Origin of the sequence: Dictyobacter arantiisoli (assembly GCF_008326305.1) — a bacterium.
In the GTDB taxonomy this organism is placed as follows: Bacteria; Chloroflexota; Ktedonobacteria; order Ktedonobacterales; family Ktedonobacteraceae; genus Dictyobacter; species Dictyobacter arantiisoli.
Genome location: NZ_BIXY01000001.1, coordinates 300,433 through 320,345 on the forward strand (window position 1 = coordinate 300,433; position 19,913 = coordinate 320,345).

General features: G+C 50.1%; 14 protein-coding genes. 7 read left to right on the top strand and 7 right to left on the bottom strand.

Going from position 1 to position 19,913, the window contains the following annotated elements; all coding sequences use genetic code 11:
• Positions 1–21: 21 nt before the first annotated feature.
• Positions 22–636 carry a hypothetical protein gene (locus tag F1593_RS01090; protein ID WP_149399436.1) on the bottom strand — a complete coding sequence of 205 codons (615 nt, stop codon included), beginning with the start codon at positions 634–636 and terminating at the stop codon, positions 22–24.
• 500 nt (positions 637–1,136) lie between these two features.
• Between F1593_RS01090 and mscL the strand changes: the two genes are divergently transcribed.
• Both mscL and F1593_RS01100 read left to right on the top strand, forming a co-directional pair.
• Positions 1,137–1,664 carry a large conductance mechanosensitive channel protein MscL gene (mscL, locus tag F1593_RS01095; protein WP_149399438.1) on the top strand — a complete coding sequence of 176 codons (528 nt, stop codon included), beginning with the start codon at positions 1,137–1,139 and terminating at the stop codon, positions 1,662–1,664.
• A gap of 316 nt (positions 1,665–1,980) precedes the next feature.
• On the top strand, positions 1,981–2,514 hold the full coding sequence (locus tag F1593_RS01100) for an adenine phosphoribosyltransferase (protein WP_149399440.1): 534 nt from the start codon (positions 1,981–1,983) through the stop codon (positions 2,512–2,514).
• Between the two features lie 137 nt (positions 2,515–2,651).
• Here F1593_RS01100 and F1593_RS01105 read toward each other — a convergent pair whose 3' ends face one another.
• Positions 2,652–3,242 carry a nitroreductase family protein gene (locus tag F1593_RS01105; RefSeq protein WP_149399442.1) on the bottom strand — a complete coding sequence of 197 codons (591 nt, stop codon included), beginning with the start codon at positions 3,240–3,242 and terminating at the stop codon, positions 2,652–2,654.
• A 412-nt stretch (positions 3,243–3,654) separates the two neighbouring features.
• Between F1593_RS01105 and F1593_RS01110 the strand changes: the two genes are divergently transcribed.
• Both F1593_RS01110 and F1593_RS01115 read left to right on the top strand, forming a co-directional pair.
• Positions 3,655–4,698 carry a WD40 repeat domain-containing protein gene (locus tag F1593_RS01110; RefSeq protein ID WP_149399444.1) on the top strand — a complete coding sequence of 348 codons (1,044 nt, stop codon included), beginning with the start codon at positions 3,655–3,657 and terminating at the stop codon, positions 4,696–4,698.
• Positions 4,699–4,712: 14 nt separating this feature from the next.
• Positions 4,713–5,849, top strand: a complete 1,137-nt coding sequence (locus F1593_RS01115; RefSeq protein WP_149399446.1) for a lipid II:glycine glycyltransferase FemX — start codon at positions 4,713–4,715, stop codon at positions 5,847–5,849.
• A 207-nt stretch (positions 5,850–6,056) separates the two neighbouring features.
• Here F1593_RS01115 and F1593_RS01120 read toward each other — a convergent pair whose 3' ends face one another.
• Positions 6,057–7,337 carry an argininosuccinate synthase gene (locus F1593_RS01120; RefSeq protein ID WP_149399448.1) on the bottom strand — a complete coding sequence of 427 codons (1,281 nt, stop codon included), beginning with the start codon at positions 7,335–7,337 and terminating at the stop codon, positions 6,057–6,059.
• 2 nt (positions 7,338–7,339) lie between these two features.
• The gene (gene argH, locus F1593_RS01125; RefSeq protein ID WP_149399450.1) at positions 7,340–8,749 is read right to left on the bottom strand and encodes an argininosuccinate lyase; all 1,410 of its coding nucleotides are present in this window, start codon (positions 8,747–8,749) and stop codon (positions 7,340–7,342) included.
• A gap of 595 nt (positions 8,750–9,344) precedes the next feature.
• On the opposite strand from argH, the gene F1593_RS01130 reads away from it, so the two are divergent.
• From F1593_RS01130 to hisG, 3 genes are all read left to right on the top strand, one after another.
• A complete protein-coding gene (locus F1593_RS01130; protein ID WP_149399452.1) occupies positions 9,345–10,277 on the top strand; it encodes a mechanosensitive ion channel family protein in 933 nt (310 codons plus the stop codon).
• A 204-nt stretch (positions 10,278–10,481) separates the two neighbouring features.
• On the top strand, positions 10,482–11,756 hold the full coding sequence (locus F1593_RS01135; protein ID WP_149399454.1) for a DUF4097 family beta strand repeat-containing protein: 1,275 nt from the start codon (positions 10,482–10,484) through the stop codon (positions 11,754–11,756).
• A gap of 547 nt (positions 11,757–12,303) precedes the next feature.
• The gene (gene hisG, locus F1593_RS01140) at positions 12,304–13,191 is read left to right on the top strand and encodes an ATP phosphoribosyltransferase (RefSeq protein ID WP_216368740.1); all 888 of its coding nucleotides are present in this window, start codon (positions 12,304–12,306) and stop codon (positions 13,189–13,191) included.
• Between the two features lie 172 nt (positions 13,192–13,363).
• On the opposite strand, the gene F1593_RS01145 is transcribed toward hisG, so the two are convergent.
• Genes F1593_RS01145 through carA form a run of 3 tightly spaced genes read right to left on the bottom strand, consistent with a single transcriptional unit; the run spans position 13,364 to position 18,976 of the window.
• Positions 13,364–14,635, bottom strand: a complete 1,272-nt coding sequence (locus F1593_RS01145) for an MFS transporter (protein WP_149399456.1) — start codon at positions 14,633–14,635, stop codon at positions 13,364–13,366.
• Positions 14,636–14,654: 19 nt separating this feature from the next.
• Positions 14,655–17,897 (bottom strand): carbamoyl-phosphate synthase (glutamine-hydrolyzing) large subunit, encoded by a 3,243-nt coding sequence (gene carB / locus F1593_RS01150; protein WP_149399458.1) that lies wholly within the window; start codon positions 17,895–17,897, stop codon positions 14,655–14,657.
• A complete protein-coding gene (gene carA, locus F1593_RS01155; protein WP_149399460.1) occupies positions 17,897–18,976 on the bottom strand; it encodes a glutamine-hydrolyzing carbamoyl-phosphate synthase small subunit in 1,080 nt (359 codons plus the stop codon). Before carA ends, carB begins: the two co-directional genes overlap by 1 nt.
• Between the last annotated feature and the right edge of the window lie 937 nt (positions 18,977–19,913).

Sequence of the window (19,913 nt, forward strand, 5' to 3'; positions counted from 1 at the left end):
GTCAGGGAGGATTAAGAAGATCTAGTAATCCTCGCGGCGGTGATGATGGCGATGTTCGCCCTCTTCAAAGCGCTCAAGTTCACGTTCTTCCTGGCGAAGTTCACGGCGTAATTCTTTCTCTTCGCGTCGTTCTTCATTCAGTTCTTGTTGAATGTAACCTTGATTGCCATATGGCTGCTGGTAGCCACCATATTGTTGCTGATAGCCATTATTAGCATATTCTTGACGATCTTCTCTATATTCTTCACGGCGATGATTGTCAATCATATGTTTGGCGATCAAGCCAGTTAAGACTGCGGCGCTACCGAGCAGGACCGGATGGCTAAAGACACGTTGTAACAATTGTGGCTGTTCTCTGCCCAGGCGCATCAGCCCCTGTGCCATTGACCAGGAATTATTAGGATCGATCCCATATTGTGGAGGCATCTGTTGAGCCAGCAGGGCGCGATGCTCATAGGGCATCTGATCAAAGTGCTGTTGAAAAAGACTCTGCTGCAGATCAGCGGGGGCACCTTGAATAAATTGGTTGAGATGACCTAGTGTTTGTCCAGAATCGAAGCCATTGTAATTGCCTGTATTATAGGCCTGAGCATACTGCTGATAGGCCTGTTGATTGTTATTGTCGAAGGGCCACATGAGTTGCTACTCCTTTGCCTGACAATCGTAAGCGATTGTCATACAGGGCGACAATTAATCAATTGAAATTGTCGTAACTCTCAAAAAATCAGAACCGTACAGAATGATGTTTCCATTTTGTAGTATCTTACAGTTCTACCTACTAGAGTAGCACATCTCCTGTGTAAATGTCAAAAATCGTCTCTGTCGAAAATGCCTTATCCTCAATGTTTTCCGCTCAACTATCCCCACGTATAGGCGCTTAAAGATGTGTTTCCTGGCAAGTTCACAGTACAGGGGATATCGTCGTTTATCTCGTCGTAAATTCTCTGGTAAAAACTCAATCTTTTATGCTACTCTAAACAATAGCGATACATGTAAAAGCATTTTGATCCGTGCAAGCCTGCGCGGTTGCTGAAATGAGATGCCTGCACATTGTAGCGGATTATTTTCGATGCACGTGTTATAAGCGTGCGTCAATTTTATTGTGGTCTTATTGTTATGAAGGAGAAAGAATGCCCATGGCTCGGGAAATATTTGATCGGGATCGTCTGGCAGACTATGGCAAGCGTGGTTTTCAGGGTGGCTTGAGTACACTAGGTGATTTTAGGAAATTTCTATTGCGCGGCAATGTCGTTGATCTGGCCGTCGGTGTTGTCATTGGCGCCGCATTCAATGGCCTGGTGCAAGCTTTTGTAAATGATGTTATTAAGCCATTAATTGGGCTGCTTGGAAATGGACAGAATTTTAGTGGTTTGCACACAATACTCCATGGGCAGACTTTTCTTTGGGGTGATTTAATCGGTGTATTTATCAGCTTTATATTGACGGCTGCCGTGGTTTACTTCTTTGTTGTGAAGCCGATCAATGCGTTGCAGGATGGCTTTGGTCGTTTGCGTCCGAAACATGAGGTTGCTCCCACAACACGGGATTGTCCTTTCTGTTTGAGCACAGTGAATCTTAAGGCGACACGTTGCGCTTATTGTACGGCGCAGTTGCCGCCAGTAGATGGCTCTCAGGCCCAGGCCAATGTAGCTCCATCCCGCTAAGATTGCTGGCATGGCAGACATTTATTGGCTCTTTATATCATTCCTCTCCTTTGAGCGGTATTGGTCGCTGCAGAGAAGGTCCGCACCTTTGCGGTCGGGTTTTCATTGTGACGTTTATTGATGATGGCTGATAAATTCTTGCATGTGAGAAATGGCTAGCGTATACTGCTAACGGAGAAATAATTGATTGTGGTTCATGGTTGCATGCGCACAATTGATGTATGCCGTGAAGACAAGGGGCAGTCAAGTGAATACTGTAGAGAACTTGATGAGCCCCTGTGCTATTGCCAGTTTCATATAGAGGAGAACATATCTCATGACGTCAACATCCGAGCCAGTACGATTGGAAGATTGGGTTCGTGATATTCCTGATTTTCCCCAGCAAGGTGTCCTCTTTAAGGACATTACTCCTTTGCTACAAGATGCCAGAGCTTTTCGGGTAGCTATGGATCGCCTGGCCGCACATTATGCGGGAGCGGGTATTGAAGCCGTCGTTGGTGTTGAGTCTCGGGGCTTTATTTTTGGGGCACCGCTGGCCTATTTGCTCAACTGCGGTTTTGTGCCGGTACGCAAATTTGGCAAGTTGCCAGGTGAAACGGTCAACGTTGAATATGCTCTGGAATATGGCACGAATGTCGTCGAACTGCATATGGACGCCATTAAGCCCGGCCAACGTGTGTTGATCGTTGATGATCTGCTGGCAACCGGCGGTACCGTATCCGCTTCTATCGAGCTGGTTGAGAAGTTAGGCGGTCATATCGCGGGTATTGCTTTCCTGGTAGAATTAGGTTTCCTCAAGGGGCGCGAGCGCTTAAAAGGCCACGATGTTTTTGCTTTGATTCAATATTAAGCATACATCAGGACGGATGCCTGCCATGGCATGCGTGGTTTGATGCGTGGGATGGTAGCCCTTGGAAAATCCATCCTACGCATCAAACTGTCTAAAATACTTGAACTGTCCAACTTATCTAACTTATCTAACTTATCTTAAAATCCTAGCCAGGTGGTTTTGCTGGCGGCTGCTAGCGGTTCACGTTCCATGGGCTGGCTGGCAGGATAGCCAAGATAGAAGAAGGCGACGATTTCATCCTCTGGTACCAGGCCAAACCATTGTTTCACGGCTGGATCAAAGGCGGCATCGCCAGTGCGCCAGATGGCAGCTAATCCAAGCTCTGCTGCGACTAGCAGCATGTTTTGGACCGCAGCGGCTGTGGCTTCGATATTTTCAATTTGTAGTACATTGTTCTGAGTGGGATGCTCGGCTGCGACTGCAATGATAATTGGTGAACGCATGGGTTTCTGTTGTTCTTTCTCAATCACAGCCTGGGGAACCTCTTGTCCCTTCAATTTCTGACGTGCAATCAATGTTTGCGCCATTACGCTACCCAATTCCCGCCGTGCCTCTCCGGCTAACACAAAAAACTTCCAGGGTTCTGCTTTATGATGATTGGGAGCATGGGTAGCTGCTTCCAGAATGAGTTCAATCTGGGCGCGTGTTGGTACTTGATCTGTCATTTTGCCAATGCTGCGGCGTTGTTTAATAATTTCAGAAATGCTCGATTGTGTTGTCGTTGCCATAAATCTATACTTTCTGCCCTTTCCCCTGACGCTCTATATTTTTAAAGTAGAGGATGTGTCCATGGGGCGGCCTTTACTGTCGTGAGGTGATACTTGCCCCTACATTATAGCTCGCTTCTTTGTTTTTCGTGAAGAGTATTTATCTAAATGGTGGGGTTGTTAGATATGGCGAGCTGGCTTGTAGAGTTTGTTGTTCTTGTGGTATGACATTAGTGTTATTTTGTGGCGAAGAACATGCTTGCATGGTACACTGGATGAAAATAGAGCGTTGTAGGCTCATACAATGCATATGCTAAACAGGACGAGCTGACAATCGTTTGCCTCAATGTAAATACGATGCCGCTATTGTTCTCAGGCTCGTCAGGTGCATGCCAGGCTGCTGTCATTTGGTCGAAGAAGATGAGGTGTAGGTGTGGAAGAACCTTCCGTGATGGTTTGTTCTCACGTGGTGGGACAGACCTGCTCCAGAATGTTGATACCCGATGGAACTCCATTATCTGACGATGTGTCTGCCGTACTGGCTGTGGCGTGGCGCAATGAGCATGCAGCATCTGTTCCTGCGCCGGGAATGATCTCACTGGCTTGCGTTGGCCCGGCTTCTACAGTACAGGTATGGGATTGCTGTGTGGATGCTGACTCCCTTTATGTCTGTGCACAGACCTATTACGGTCATACTGATGAGTTAACGGCTCTTGTCTGGTCCCCTGATACCACCATGCTTGCTTCGGCAAGTGAGGATCATACTGTGCAGGTCTGGAACGCACGTACAGGGCGTACGGTTATGCTCTATCGCGGACAAGAATGCAGCGTGCGGGCATTGGGCTGGTCCCCCGATGGCCGTTGGCTGGCGATTGGAGGTGACAATAATACCATTCAGGTTGTCAATATCGTCGAGCAGTATGCAACTGTGATATACAATGGTCATGCACAGGGTTGTTATGGTATTGATGCAGTGGCCTGGTCGCCGGATGGTCGATATGTGGCCTCAGCTGGTGATGATAACCGTGTACAGGTCTGGGATGCGTTTACTGGTCAGTGCAAGGTTATCTATGAAGGACACCTGGATTGCTGGGTATTGGCGGTAGCCTGGTCGCCGGATGGTGGCTGGATCGCGTCTGGTGGCGACGATATCCATGTATGGAGCGTCAAAACTGGCATGTGCCGGCAAATTTATCATAAGCATGAGTATATGCAACATTGGATCGATCATATTGACTGGTCGCCTGATGGATGTGTGATCGCATCTACCAGTACTGATGCTGTCTTACATATTTGGGAGGTCTGGACGGGATTGACTCTCCAGACTCAACGGCATCCTGGTAATGAAGAGGCATGCAGAGGTCTTTTGACGAATGCCCTTGCATGGTCCACAGCTATCCCTGCTACTCTACCGGGTGAGCGCTCTCTGGTATTTGCTAGTTGTGATAAAACTGTAAGTCTGATCAGGTTGCTATAGAGGAGAAAAGAAGAATGGAAGCACGTTTCATTACTGATAGGCAGCAGTGGAACGACTTTGTGGCGAAGTCGCCCTATGGAAATATTACTCAGTCGTATGAGTGGGGAGAGCTCTCGAAGGATGTCGGTTCCCAGGCATTGCATATTGGCGTGGTGGACGATCAGAATAATCTGTGTGCGGCGGTACTGCTGCTGGTCGTCAAAATGCCGATGTTGCGGAGTTCCTTTTTCTATGCGCCACGTGGTCCCATAATTGATGATCCAAACGCACCTGCGATGGGAGTATTGCTGAACTTCGTGAAGAGCGAGGCCCGCAAGTATGGGGCGTTTATGCTCAAACTGGAGCCGGGTGTCGATGCCACCGATACGCGTTGGATCGCGGCCCTGGAACGCCGTGGTTTCCAACCCTCAAGCCAGTTCTTACATATCCGCAATGAATGGATTCTCGATATTCGCCCTGATGAAAAAGATATTTTGGCGAATATGAAAGAGAAGTGGCGTTATAATATTCGTCTGGCATCCCGCAAAGGTGTCACCATTCGCGAGGGACATGGACGGCAGGACCTCGAAATCTTCCATCTTATTTTGCAGGAGACGGCTGAGCGCGATCATTTCTATATCCATGATGTCGATCATTTTGAATTATTGAGCGAACTGTTTGAACAGGATGATCGCTATGCGCTATTGATCGCTGAACACGAAGGAAAAGCCATTGCGGCTATCGTCCTGATGAGGATGGGTAAATGGTGCTGGTATCGCTATGGCGCATCCTCCTCCAAGAGTCGTAACCTGATGCCCAATCATCTCTTGCAGTGGATGGGTATGCAGTGGGCCAAAGCACATGGCTGCGAATATTATAATTTCCTGGGTATTCCTAATTCGCTTGAGGAGCCAGAGGCACAGCGAGATCCACTCTGGGGTGTCTATAGTTTCAAGCGTGGCTTCAATGGTTTCTCTCGGCTGTCGCTACCCGGCTACGACCTGCCCTACAATCCCGTTCTTTTCAAGGCGTACCGGAGCATGCTGGACTTCAAGAATTGGCGTGCTGAACGTGCCAGCAAAAAAGAACGCGCTGCGGAGGCGAAAGAAGAAGAGAAACAAGTTGAGGCAAAGGTGGCGGCCAGGTCCGTACCTGTTGCTCGCAAAGCTTGATGTAAAGAGTCTATTTTTCCCTGGCTGGCAGGCGCTTACGAGCCTGCGCCTGCGCCTGTTATATTACATGGGGTACAAAAAGTTCGAAGAACTTTTTGTACCCCATGTAATATAAACCTTTTGAGCACCTCGGTGCGAAAAGTCATACACAAGTATTGTGCAAGACATCAGTAAGCAAACATCAAAACGTTTGCTTACTGATGCGGTTTACTTTTCAGTTTCAGATTCGCTCTTACTGGCGATCTGAACCTTCCCTTCTCCATTGTTGAGGAGGTTGCCTTCAAAGCCGATGGAGGGGAGTAACTGAGCCTGAGCCTGGGTGGTCAGGGGAAGAGCCCAGAGTTTGATAAAGCCAAGGGCGGCATTGTGGTCAAATTGATCACCACTATCATAGGTTGCCAGACCAATGCTGTAGAGTGAGTTCTCGGATTTGCGTCCCACGACCTGACAGCGGCCACGCGAGAGTTTCACCCGTACAGTGCCTGAGACAAAACGCTGTGTGCTCTGTACAAATGCGGCCAGATCCTGATGCAGGGCACTGTACCACTGACCATTGTAGATGACGCGGGCATATTCAGCGGCGACCGTTTCTTTGAAGCGGACCTGTTCACGGCTCAATGTTAATGATTCCAATGCATTATGGGCGGCATGGAGTACAACAGCACTCGGAGCTTCATAGATCTCGCGGGATTTGATGCCAACCAGGCGGTTCTCGATGTGATCGATACGCCCGATGCCATACTTGCCGGCCTCACTATTCAGGGTCTCGATCAGCACATAGCCAGGGATCTCTTCTCCATCCAGCGCGACCGGAATACCATTCTTAAAGGTAATCTCATAATATTTGGGAGCCAGATCGCCCAGGGCATCGGGATCGCTGGTCCAGGCATAGACCTCTGCGGGCGGCTCGGCCCAGGGATCTTCGAGGATACCACATTCGACGCTACGGCCCCACAGATTCTGGTCTACCGAGTAAGGATTAGCAACGGTCGTTTTGAGGGGAATGTTATGCTCGGCGGCATAAGCCAGTTCGTTATCACGGGTCATACCCCACTCGCGGACAGGAGCGATGATCTTCAGATCAGGGGCCAGCGTATTGATTGAGACATCGAAGCGTACCTGATCGTTGCCTTTACCCGTACAGCCATGGGCAACGGCGACCGCACCCTCCTGACGAGCTACTTCAACCAGCAAGCGAGCGATCAAAGGACGTGCCAGAGCTGTTGCCAGAGGATATTGTCCTTCATAGATTGCGCCAGCCTGCAGGGCGGGCCAGACAAAATAACGGACAAAATCTTCACGGCCATCCACAATCAACGACTTGACGGCCCCAATCTGAATGGCACGGTCAGCAATCTCTTGCATATTGCGCTCATTACCGACATCAACAGTAACGGCGATAACATCGAGGTCATATTTTTCTTTGATCCAGCGAATAGCGACTGAGGTATCCAGTCCACCAGAATATGCGAGTACAACGGTTGCCATATCTATTCCTCCTCCAGAATATGAATAAGGGATGTTCCAACAAGTTGTTGGATAGCTGTTTTAAAGGTTGTGGTGCGTTGTTGCCAGTTCTCTTGCGCCTGCTCCAGGCGTTGTTGAGCCAACTCCAGTCCCGGGTTGCCAGTGCCACCCAGATGACTGCGAGCTTTCAGACGTGAAACTAACTGTTCCTGGCTCTCAGTGGGGAAAGGGATATGTTGATCGAGTTGAGCGGTCACCTCTTTGCCTACGATACGGTAGGCATCGCGGAAAGCCATCTGCTGATTGGTCACCATCTCATAGGCGCGGTCGGTCGCAAATAACTCAAAGGTGCAGGCGGCCTGTAAACGCTCTTTGTTGACAGTAACATGATCGATCACCAGAGCACAAATATCCAGCGTCTCCTGGGCCAGATCCAGCGCCTCCATCAACGGTCGTTTGGTTTCTTGGTAATCCATATTAAAACCGGATGGCAGGCCAGTGACCAGACCGAGAATATGTTGTTGATGGGCCAGCATCGTCTGAGCACGACCGCGTACCAGTTCCATAATATCCAGATTGCGCTTTTGCGGCATGATACTACTACCAGTGCAGACCTCTTGTGACACCTGGAAAAAGCCATATTCGGCAGTGGTAAAGAGCAACATATCCTGCGCGAACTTGCTGAGATCCAGCATAATCTGGGTCAGAGCCTGCACGATAGCAGCTTCGATCTTACCACGGGCGTTCTGGACATAGATGACATTGTTCTGGACATGGGCGAAGCCAAGCAGATCCGAAACAAGCTGGCGATCAATAGGAAATGGCACGCCATAGCCAGCGGCCGAGCCGAGCGGGGATTGATCATTGATCTCATACGCGGCTGCGAGCAGGCGCTCATCATCCAGTAAAGCTTCAACGAATGCGGCTGCCCAGAGTCCAACAGAGGAGAGCATACCGCGCTGCATATGAGTATAGCCAGGCATTGGTACATCGACATTGGCCTGAGCAAATCGAAGTAGCGTCTCGCATAAGTTGCTGAGTTTTTTGCTAGTCTGGATCAGCTCTTCTTTGCTATAGAGGCGTACATCGACCAGTACCTGATCATTGCGTGAACGGGTGGTATGGATTTTTTTGCCGGCGGGTCCGACCTTCTCGGTCAGAAAGTTTTCGACACTGGTGTGGACATCTTCATCCCCGGGTTGAATAACAAACGCATGCGTTTTCTCTTGTTCTAAAATCTCATGCATGGCCTGTTGGAGAGCCTGCAGTTCTTCATCTTCGAGGATACCAATCTGCCGCAACATAATGGCGTGGGCCAGCGAGCCCCAGACATCGTGGCGGATCAGACGGTCGTCAAGCAGGCTATTTTGCGCGGAGGTATAGCGCTCAACCTGTGCGTTGATGCTATAGCCTTTTTGCCAGATTTTTGTCATCTCTGTGACCTCCTTCGTTGGTGAGAAGGAAGGAATTGAGAGCAATAAAAAACCCCCGTCCCTTCCGTCGCTTTTGAAGGGACGAGAGTGCAGGGGATTTACCCTATCACGCCCGTGGTACCACCCTAATTGTCTTTCTGGTTGTATTTACATAGACCGTGAAAGACCACTTTTCCTGGTTGAGTCATACGTGGGAACCACCCACCTGTCCTACTTGCTCCTGGCAGATCCGCAGAATGCGGGGTGCTCATCAAAGCTTTCTTCGGTCAACTGCTCACGAATGCGTTTTGAGAAGGCATCACCATTCCGAACTTCCACTCTTCTTCGGATCGCTGTCGGCTGCTACTCTCATACTAATTTCGCTCGACGCAGGTTATGTTTTGTATTAGAATAACAGTCCTCTTGAAAAATGTCAAATTTTTGCACGCCCCAGATGAGATTGCACCATTCCCGAGCTGATCTATAAATATAGTTGAAATTATAGTTGATGTGGTTGATTTTTGATGCATTTTTTAGCATCTTAGCAACCATATCCATCGTATCTATATAGAGCGGATGTGGAAGAACAGTGTACGAGTTCGAAAGGAGTATTGGAATGGGCGTTGTCACAAATTGGGGCACAGCTATTGCCTCATCTTTAGCCACGGCACTCTCACTTTTTTTTAGCTTTATTCCCAGACTGGTCGGCTTCCTGGTTATCCTGGTAGTCGGCTGGATCGTTGCTGCTATTCTTGAAAAAGCTGTTACTCTGCTTTTGCGCCGGGTCGGCTTTGACCGTATGAGTGACCGCATTGGCCTGACACGCTTCGAGCAACGGTTAAACATGCGTATGGACCCTGCAGCTTTGTTGGGCAAGATCGTCTTCTGGTTTGTCTTCCTGATCTTTCTGGTACCGGCCTGTAATGCATTGGAGTTGACTTCTGTAAGTTCCATTATCAACTCAATTGTCGCCTACCTGCCGAACGTGTTTGTCGCTATTGTAGTGCTCCTCCTGGGCATGATAGTCTCAACCTTTGCTGCTGACATTGTCATTGGGGCAGCCCCTCGAACTGGCGCTGTGAGTCCAAAGCTCTTAGCGAATATTGTTCGCTATGCAATCATCGGATTTGTGACCTTAGTCGCGCTGGAACAATTACAAATTGCACCTGTTTTGATTACAACCCTCTTTACCGCGATTGTCGGATCTATCGCCCTGGCCTGTGGCCTGGCATTCGGCCTGGGTGGTCGTGACAGTGCCAGGCATTTATTGGAACGTGGATCGGCAAATGTAGGTATGGCTGGCGGGCCAGCATCACAGTTAGATATGCAAGATCGCTTTAATCAGTCGCCCAGGACGGGAAGCACCATGGGTGGTACCGGTACGGGGACAGGCGCAGTGCCAAATACTCCCGTATCCACTCCCACAACTCCGGGTGTTGCTGGTGAACAAACGCGTACGAGAAACACGTATCCCGAGCAACAATCCTATTCCGGGCAGGCGAATCCTGGACAAAAGATACGCCCTGACCAGCAAACGCCGAATCGTTAACACATCTTGTTGACAACAAGTCAGTAGAACCAGAGATGGCCAGCAGATCTTTCTACTGGCCTCTTTGCTGTCTTTTTTTCATCTGGCATGCGGTGAAAGATAGTTATCGGCAACTATTTTGAGCTTGAGACGTATCTATGTTGATGCTATTATTATCTGTATATTTTTAAATTAAGCCAGGTGGATAGAAGGAGGCCTATTGTTATGCAAAGCCAGGAAGGCGATTACCATCCTCAATACCAATATGAGCCGGAACATGTTTCCACTGAAGAGCGCGTTGAAAATACTGATCCCCGCGAACATAGACAGCAAGCAGATAGCCCATCCTATACTGATAGCGAGTTCACTTTTAACTATCAAGATGGCTATAGCGGTCAGATATTTGAGGAGGATAGCTGGTTCCGTGAGGATAAGGGAGCCAAGCTGCGGCCCCGCTCCGAGCCACAACGTGGTAGCGGGAATATACTTCTGCTTCTAGGTATACTCCTTATCGGTTTTGTGCTGGGAGAGGTAGCCACGCAATTCATTGGCATAACGATAGCCTGGTTGATCTGGATACCAATTGCGCTTCTGGTAGCTGCAGGTATCTTCGTGGTGATCTCAAACTGGCGGGTTGTGGTAGCTCCTTTGCCGGTACAAACATTTCCCATTCAGGAACATGCCCGGCTCGTTATTGATAACTTTGCTGGCAACATCTCTGTGCGCAGAGGCGAGCAGTCCATGGTCACGCTAGCTCCAACAACGCATGCCAGTGGTCTGGGCAACCTATCGAACGCAATAAAGGTGAATGCCTATCAGCAGGGGGATAATGTTTCCATTGCCAGCATGGTGCCTCGACTCCTCTTTGGATTCAGGCGTGCTGATCTTGTGATTACCGTGCCTGAACAGTGCGACATTCAGTTGAAAAACGGTTCGGGCAAGGTGAGCATTAAGAATCTGACAGGTGAGATCAAAGTGCACACGGGAAGTGGCTCGATTGAGGCCGCAGCACTGCAGGGATCGCTTGCCCTGAAAACCGGGAGTGGTTCCGTAGATGTGGCTCATCTGCAAGGCCAGATTGCCATTAAGACCGGGAGTGGCTCGATGCAGGCGACGCAACTTGACGGCTCTATCTTGTTGTCCACTGGCAGTGGACCTATTGTTGTGGATGGATTGCGCGGTCAATCCCAGTTTACGACAGGGAGCGGTCGGATTGAGGCGCTGTCTGCACAACTCAAAGGAAATAGCACCTTTAAAACTGGCAGTGGCTCGATCAGCTTTTCCGGCACACTTGATTCTTTTGGGGATTACCGGCTGAAAACCGGGAGTGGACACATTAATTTCATTCTGGCTTCCCAGACCGCATTTAACCTGAAGGCAGCCACTGGTTCTGGCAGGATCATCAATGAGTTTGGGAGTGATGAAGTCGGGACTGGTCCACGGGCCCAACTGAGTGCTAAAACCGGGAGTGGTGGTATCACGATCCAGCGCGGACAGTAAAATCATCCGCTATGAGGGTGTGAATGTTAAAAAATCCTTAAGCTCATGGGTATCCCTTGACATTGTTTGGAGCGGTTTATATACTAATGGTGAACTGGTACAAGAAACATTGTCTGTAGTGACGGTAGACGTAAGTTTTGCCTGTAGTCATACAGAAAATCATACAGAGCAGCAAAGCTGTGAAAAGGCGTTATCATCGAGGAAGAGTAAGCAGTTGGCGAGCTACAGCGACCTGGAGAGAGGTGTAAGTCCAGGCATACCGACTGACTGAACACACCCCGAGAGCCTTGTGCGAGAATGCTTGCATTGCTACGATGGTCATCGTAGTGCCAGCAGAAGCACATCGGATTGTCCCATCCGTTATCCCGGGCACTTGATATTCTCATGTGAGCATCATTTCTACAAGCACGCTGAGATTATCAAATTGAGAGTCTGCCTGTATGGGCAGAAATGAGGATGGGACCGCGGATTTAACCTTCGTTCCTCGCTAAGCGAGGAGTGGAGGTTTTTTTATTTGTCTGAATGACGCAGAGAAGGAAGTTCGGCTATGTCAAATATGTCAAAACTCAATGGTGATCACATCAAACTGGCAATCCAAAAGGATGGACGTTTGACAGAAGATACGCGTAATTTGTTGCGCACAGTTGGCCTCCATTTTGAATCCTATAAACAACGTCTCTTTAGCATCTGTCGCAATTTCCCGATGGATATCTTATATGTACGTGATGATGATATCGCCGAATATGTAGCCGAAGGTATCGTGGATCTGGGTATTGTCGGTCGGAATCTGGTGGTTGAGTCTGAGAAGCCCGTTGAAGAGATCCTGCCTCTGAACTATGGACATTGCAGCCTGAAAGTAGCGGTGCCTGCTGAGAGCGGGATCACCTCGATTGAACAGCTATCAGGTTGCAATGTTGCGACATCCTATCCCGTCACCACGAGCCGTTTCTTTGCTGAACGTGATATTGATGTCAATGTGATCACCATCAGTGGCAGCGTAGAAATCACGCCCGCGCTGGGAGTTGCCACAGCCATTGTCGATCTTGTCAGCACAGGCAGTAGCTTGCGCCTCAACGATCTGGTTGCCATCGACAACGTTCTGGATTCGCAATCCACCATCATTGGCAACCGCACCTCGCTAGCGGACAAGCAAAAAGCGATTATCATCGAACGCCTATTAACGCGTTTCCGGGGTGTCATGGCGGCCAGCGAATATAAGTACGTAATGATGAACGTACCGAGTGCATCCTTAGAATACATCTCAACCATCATGCCCGGCCTGAAATCTCCTACGGTTTTACCCACCGCAGATGCCGACTGGATGGCCGTCCATACTGCTATACGTGAAGACGTCTTCTGGGATGCCATTGAAGAGCTTAAAAAGCTAGGGGCACAGGGTATTCTCGTCTCATCCATCGAGAAAATGTTCGTCTAGCAGCTTGTCGGAGAGAAGCAAGCCCTCCTGTCTGTAAACCACAATACTCTAGAGTCTGCTCATGGGTTGCGCAACCCGTGAGCAGATGTCAGGTGAGGGATAAAATAATCTTATTTAGATCCATTCGTACTTAAGAGCCGGATAGCCGCTACGTAAGACTGCTGACTGTTGCCTACTCTATCTCGCGAATGCCGCGTAAGAGCAGCGGCAAGCTGTTTAGCACCACCATCATCAGCCCACCGAGCAGGAAGACCGAAGTCGGGCCGAATTGGTCGCTGAGCCAACCAGCGAGCACGTAGCCAACAGGGAGCATGCCGAGCGCGCCGAGCTGATCAACGCTGACGACGCGGCCCAGCTTCTCGTTGGGGACCAATTCGTAAAGCAGGTTGGCCCATATCATGTCCATGGTATTGATACCGAAGCCAACGCCAAAGGCGGCGGGCAGCACAACAAAGACGAGTCTGTTCTGTGCAATGGGCAGACTGAACACAAGCAGAGCTAAACCGCTGAGAACGTAGGCGAGGAAAGCGATGATGCCGCGATGGCGCAGGCGCACCTGGCCGACAAAGATGGCCCCGACTATGCCTCCGATGGCCGCGCCGGTGGTAATCGCGGCCAGGAGCCAGGGGCCGCTTTTATACACGGCGAAAACGAGCCTGGGTAACGCGACGGACATGGCTCCTGCATACGCCACAAGGCCGAAAGTGGCAGCGAGAAGCGACCAGCGCAGCCAGGTCGAGTTGAGGATGGTGCGAAAACCATCGCGCATATCCAGAAACATCCCTCGTAGCCCATTGGCCGACGTCGTGGCAGGCTTTTGAACGGTACGCGGCAACGAGCGTAGCGCCAGGAGTGAGCAGACAGAGACAACAAAGGTGAGCCCGTCGAAGGCGAAGGCCGCGCTCGCAGAACCGTTGGCCAGCGCGATCAAACCCGCACCTAGCAGCGGCCCAAGGAAGTTTCCAAATTGTAAGCTGAGTGCGGTCAGTGTGTTAGCTGAGGGGAGATGGTCTTTTTCAACCAGATCCGGGGTGATGGCGCGATACGCCGGATTGAAGATGGAGCGGCAGAGGCCAAAGAGCACCGCCAGCACAAAGAGATGCCATATCTGAAGCAGATGCAGCCAGGCCAGGACCGCGATAGCCAGCACTGTCAGGGCACGCCCACTGTCCCCGCACAACAAAAGCAGACGGCGCGGCAGACGGTCCGCCGCGACTCCGCCAAAGAGCGTGAACAGTAATTCAGGAATCATCTTCGCCATCAAAAAGAAGCCCATAGCCAGACTTGAGCCGGTCAACTGGTAGACTACAACCGCCAGTGCCATGGTGAACGCGCCATCGCCCAGTGTCGAAATGGTCTGCCCCAACCAGAACCAGGCAAAGGCCCGCGAGAAAAGGGCTTGCGTTAGGCGCAGACCCTTGCGTTGTGTTGTCACTGTGTTCATACTCTTTCTTCTTAGCGAACTAATGGGCGTTGAGCAGGAGCGGATCGCTGGCGCTGGTCTCTATGGGAGGTAGCGTGTCGCGGTATTCGTCCCATGCCTGGATGGGGAGCGTGTCAAGCTTTTTCTCGACCATGGCCTTGAGGAAGAGGCGCATCTGTTTGATCCTGGTGATCAAATGGATGTTGCAGTCGATGGCCAGACGGCGCATGTCGTAGTTCTGGTCAAAGTCGCGTTGCAGGCGGCCCGCTACGATGACGATTGCCAGATCGATCTTTTGGGCTCGGAAGGCCTGTTCGATACTCTCACCCTCAGCCTGTGGCTCGTTGTGCAGCAGAGTGGCAGCAATCTGCCGCTCCTGCAAGAATTGCCAGGTCTCCTGCGGCGCATAGAGTGGGAGGCCCGAGGCTTGCAGATATGGCAGGCTCGGGATGAGCGCCATGTGCTTCTCTTCTCCATGCAGGCTGATAAAGATACCTTTTTGCGGCAATGTTCCACCCGAGGCCAGCATGGCCTGGAGATAGGCTTCCTCGATGTCATTGCCGAAGCAGGCGACTTCTCCGGTCGATGACATCTCGACGCTGAGCACTGGATCTGCCCCGGTCAGGCGCGAGAAGGAGAATTGTGGTGCCTTGAGGGCCACAAATGCTGGTTTGGGCACGCTAATCTCAGCAATCTCTTCCTGGCTGAAGAGGGTATCGATAAAGAGATCCATGAAGTTGATGTCAGTGACCTTTGAGATAAATGGGAAGGTACGTGAGGCTCGCAGGTTAGTTTCGATGACATATACCTGCTTGTCTTTGAGCAGGAATTGAATGTTCACTGGACCCGTAACTTCAAGTGCCTGGGCGATCTTCCGTCCAATCCCGGCAATCTCTTGCTGGATGGCCTCCGAGAGCGTCTGAGGCGGCAGAACGATGGTTGCGTCGCCTGAATGCACACCTGCATTCTCGATGTGCTCTGAGATCACGTAGGCCTTGATGTGACCATGTTGCGCCACGGCATCGAATTCGACCTCACGAGCGAATTCAAAGAACTTTGAGACGGTGACGGGATGTTCAGAGGAAAGGGCTGCCGCCTGTTGGGCATAATGCGCAAGCTCTTCGGGTGTGTCACATACCTTCATGGCATTCCCTGAGAGGACATACGATGGACGTACCAGGATAGGATAACTGACGCGCTGCGCAAAGGAGGTTAGTTCGTCGAAGGTGCTGAACTTGTTCCATTCTGGCTGCTGGATGCCCAGGGTATCCAGCAGTTGTGAAAAGATACTGCGATCCTCGGCTCGATTGATATTGGCGGCTCGCGTTCCTAAGAGATTACAGCCATAGGCCGCAAGAGCCTGCGCCCGGTTGTTTGGTGTCTGACCTCCCACGGAGACGATCAGGCCACCCGATTGCTCAAAGTCATAGATATCGGCAATGCGTTCGAAGGTCAGTTCCTCGAAATAGAGACGATCTGAAACATCATAGTCAGTTGAGACGGTCTCTGGATTGCTGTTAATGATGATGGCTTGCTTGCGATATTTCTTGAGCGCTTCCACAGTCATGACGCTGGTCCAGTCGAACTCTACTGAAGATCCGATGCGGTATGGTCCTGAGCCGAGCACAATCACACCATTATCGCCACTGGGCTGTACATCATGATGTTGTGCGTTATAGGTGAGATAGAGATAGTTGGTTTCAGACGGAAACTCTGCTCCCAGCGTGTCGATCTGGAAGACCGAAGGAGTGATGTGATAGCGTTTGCGCAATGCGCGTATCTCAAGTTCATTGCTGCCATTGAGCGTGGCTATCCGTCTGTCTGAGACACCGATTTGCTTGAGGGCTTGCAGTTGGGCGGCATCCAATATGCTCTCACTTGTAATCACCTGCTCATGTTCCAGAATATTCTGGATACGGTAGAGGAACCAGGGATTAATGCCGGTGATGGCATGGATCTCTGTGGGCGTCATACCTTTCTTGAGTGCCTGTGCGATTGCGAAGGGGCGCTTTGGAGTCGGGGTATGCAAGTATTTTTTGAATTCAGCCTCATCCGCGAAGTAGTCATCCGGCGGGATTGCGCCTTCAAAGTTCTGCTCCAGCATACGGAGCGCTTTTTGATAGGCCTCTTCAAAGGTACGCCCAATGCCCATGACTTCGCCGACCGATTTCATGCCGGTGCCAATCGTCTCCTCAACGCCGACAAACTTATCGATATCCCAGCGCGGTATTTTTACAACCAGATAGTCAAGGCTGGGTTCAAAGCAGGCTTTGGTGACGCCGGTAATCTGATTGGCGAGTTGAGTCAAACCATAGCCCAGGGCTAATTTTGCGGCGATATAGGCCAGGGGATAGCCAGTGACTTTACTGGCTAAGGCTGAACTGCGTGAGAGGCGAGCATTCACCTCAATCACATAATATTGCTTGCTTAAAGGATCAAGGGCGTACTGGACATTGCATTCGCCGACGATGCCCAGGCTTCTGACGATCTCAATCGCGGCTGAGCGCAGCATATGGTATTCATCATTTGTCAGCGTCTGGCTGGGCGCAATCACAATCGACTCCCCGGTATGAATACCCAGGGGGTCCATATTCTCCATATTACAGATAGTTATGCAGTTATCATAGCGATCTCGAACGACTTCATATTCTATTTCTTTATAGTGATGAAGATATTGTTCAACTAAGACCTGTGGTGCAAATGAAAGTGCATGCTCAACAATATTTCTGAGGTCTTCGTGGGTATGGGCGATGCCCGATCCCTGTCCACCCAGCGCAAATCCGGCGCGTATCATCAACGGGAAGCCGATTTTCTCGCCCAGTTCTAAAGCCTCTTGTAACGTGGTTGCGCTCTGGCTCTTCGGGGTTGGGATGGAGATGGCATGGAGATGTTCCGCGAATTTTTGGCGATCTTCAGTAAGAATAATAGCTGAGATGGGCGTGCCCAGAATTCGTACATTATGCTTTGTGAGTATCCCTTGCTCGTGGAGCTTGATACCGCAATTGAGGGCTGTCTGACCTCCAAAGGAGAGCAGAATACCGTCGGGCTGTTCGCGCTCAATGATCTTCTCAACAAAGTAGGGCGTCACTGGCAGAAAGTAGACGCGATCAGCCAGTTGCTTTGAGGTTTGAATCGTCGCGATATTGGGATTAATCAGGACGGTCTGGACGCCTTCTTCCTTTAAAGCTTTCAGGGCCTGAGAGCCGGAATAATCAAACTCGCCCGCCTGACCGATCTTCAGGGCACCCGAGCCCAAAAGCAGCACTTTCCGTAATTGTTCCATTAAATCTTCTCCAGGAAGTAATCAAAGACCCACTCAGTATCCACCGGCCCTGGTGCTGCTTCGGGGTGAAATTGTACCGACATAAAAGGTTGCGAGGCATGGATGATGCCTTCGTTAGTGCCGTCATTGGCATTGGTAAACCAGGGTTCAAAGCCAGGAGGAACATCGGCGACCACAAAGCCATGATTCTGGGTGGTGATATAGCAGCGTTGGCTATCGCGCATCACACAGGGCTGATTCTGACTGCGATGTCCAAACTTCATTTTTTCAGTCTCGCCGCCTGCCGCCAGTGAGAGCAGATGATTACCCATGCAGATACCAAGCGTCGGGATCTTATTGTCCAGCGCCTTGCGTACAGTTGCTACGGTCTTGTCCGCGAATTTGGGATTACCGGGACCATTCGAGATCAGGATGCCATCGAAGTGAAAATCATTGGCGCTCGAAAAGAGATCCCAATCCCAGGGGACGGTCATGACTTCAACGTTGCGCTTGAGCAGGCAGCGTACAATATTTTGTTTGGCCCCACAATCGATCAAAGCAATCGTCTTCGGACCCTGTCCAATTTTGGTGATTTGCCGGGTCGAAACCTGAGCGATCAAATTCTCCTGATTGGGATCGTAGAAGGGAATATCCTCGTCAAAGACAATCTTTCCTAATAGTGAACCATGCTGGCGAATATGTTGTGTCAGCAGGCGTGTATCCTTGATTTGTAGGGCGGGAATATTCTCTTGCTTCAACCACTCGCTCAGCGTCATCGTACTCTGGGCATGCGATGGGGTATCGATATAATTGGAGACGATCAATCCACTGGTATGAATATGATCATCCTCCCAACTCTGAGAGGTTGGCACACCATAACTGCCTGCCAATGGATAGGTCATGATCATGATCTGGCCCGCGAAAGAGGCATCAGTGAGCGCTTCTGGATAGCCAACCATACCGGTACTAAAGACAACCTCGCCAGCGCGTCCTGTTTCCGCTCCAAATGATATGCCTTCAAACTGCATGCCATCTTCTAAGATCAATTTTCCATAGCGTACAGGACGTGTTGTTTGCGCTGGCTTAGATAATATTTGCATTTGCATGGATGGTCCTTTCTACTGCTTTCCTGGGATGAGCAGGAGGATATGCAGAATATAATGATTGGTCAACAGAAATAAGGATAGGTGCTAGCGCATTGCACTGGTGGCTAGTGATTACACGTAGCAATGATGGTAGTAGGATATGCCTGCTTGCTTGAACATGTTGATCGCTGCTACATGAAGCTCATGCGCTCTTGAGGGAATTTTGATAGGCTGCATATGTTGCACCTCTCCTTTCCTGTTTATATGCTCTTTGGATTGATCATCCTATGACTGGCTACGCATTAGGATGGGCCAGCAAGAGCAAAGAAAAAGTCGGAATGTTCTGGAAGGTGCAGAGGGTAAAAAAAATCCTCGCTCCCTCCAAAATCTGAAGGGACGAGAATAAGGACTCCTGAAGTATTCAACTTTCATGGAGCTATGCCCGTGGTACCACCCCAATTGTCTCTCGGGCGCTCTTTGCAAGTGCCGTGAAAGACCACTTTTTCCTGGTTGAGTCATACATGGGAACCACCCACCTGTCCTACTTGCTCTCGATGCAACCTGTATCGTCGCAGATGCAGAAAGCTTTCTTCGGTCAGCCGCTCACGAACGCGTTCTGAGGATACATATCCATTCCGAACTTCCACTCTTTTTCGGATCGCTGTTGGTTGTTGTCCTCATACTAATCTCGATCAGCGCGGGACTATCTATTTTTCGTTTCATTCAAAAGCTTACCATTGTCCTCCCCAAATGTCAACGCACAATCTCCTCAAATCAGGGCTTTTCGGTATACCCGAAAGTCCTGAAAAGCCAAAAAAGATGCCATTTCTTGCTAAAATAGGAAAATTACAAACTACCTATGAAAGCGAGAAACGGCTTGAATGTACCTTACCATATTCGACGGATCAGAACAAGAGAGCCACCAATCCCTGGCGAGAGATGCAGCCTCATT

Bases quoted from the DNA above. Each gene is read 5' to 3' on its own strand.
- F1593_RS01120 (WP_149399448.1), bottom strand. From the start codon at position 7,337: ATGGCAACCGTTGTACTCGCATATTCTGGTGGACTGGATACCTCAGTC.
- F1593_RS01135 (WP_149399454.1), top strand. From the start codon at position 10,482: ATGCAAAGCCAGGAAGGCGATTACCATCCTCAATACCAATATGAGCCG.
- F1593_RS01100 (WP_149399440.1), top strand. From the start codon at position 1,981: ATGACGTCAACATCCGAGCCAGTACGATTGGAAGATTGGGTTCGTGAT.
- carA (WP_149399460.1), bottom strand. From the start codon at position 18,976: ATGCAAATATTATCTAAGCCAGCGCAAACAACACGTCCTGTACGCTAT.
- F1593_RS01145 (WP_149399456.1), bottom strand. From the start codon at position 14,635: ATGAACACAGTGACAACACAACGCAAGGGTCTGCGCCTAACGCAAGCC.
- F1593_RS01090 (WP_149399436.1), bottom strand. From the start codon at position 636: ATGTGGCCCTTCGACAATAACAATCAACAGGCCTATCAGCAGTATGCT.
- mscL (WP_149399438.1), top strand. From the start codon at position 1,137: ATGGCTCGGGAAATATTTGATCGGGATCGTCTGGCAGACTATGGCAAG.
- F1593_RS01130 (WP_149399452.1), top strand. From the start codon at position 9,345: ATGGGCGTTGTCACAAATTGGGGCACAGCTATTGCCTCATCTTTAGCC.
- argH (WP_149399450.1), bottom strand. From the start codon at position 8,749: ATGACAAAAATCTGGCAAAAAGGCTATAGCATCAACGCACAGGTTGAG.
- hisG (WP_216368740.1), top strand. From the start codon at position 12,304: ATGTCAAATATGTCAAAACTCAATGGTGATCACATCAAACTGGCAATC.
- carB (WP_149399458.1), bottom strand. From the start codon at position 17,897: ATGGAACAATTACGGAAAGTGCTGCTTTTGGGCTCGGGTGCCCTGAAG.
- F1593_RS01105 (WP_149399442.1), bottom strand. From the start codon at position 3,242: ATGGCAACGACAACACAATCGAGCATTTCTGAAATTATTAAACAACGC.
- F1593_RS01115 (WP_149399446.1), top strand. From the start codon at position 4,713: ATGGAAGCACGTTTCATTACTGATAGGCAGCAGTGGAACGACTTTGTG.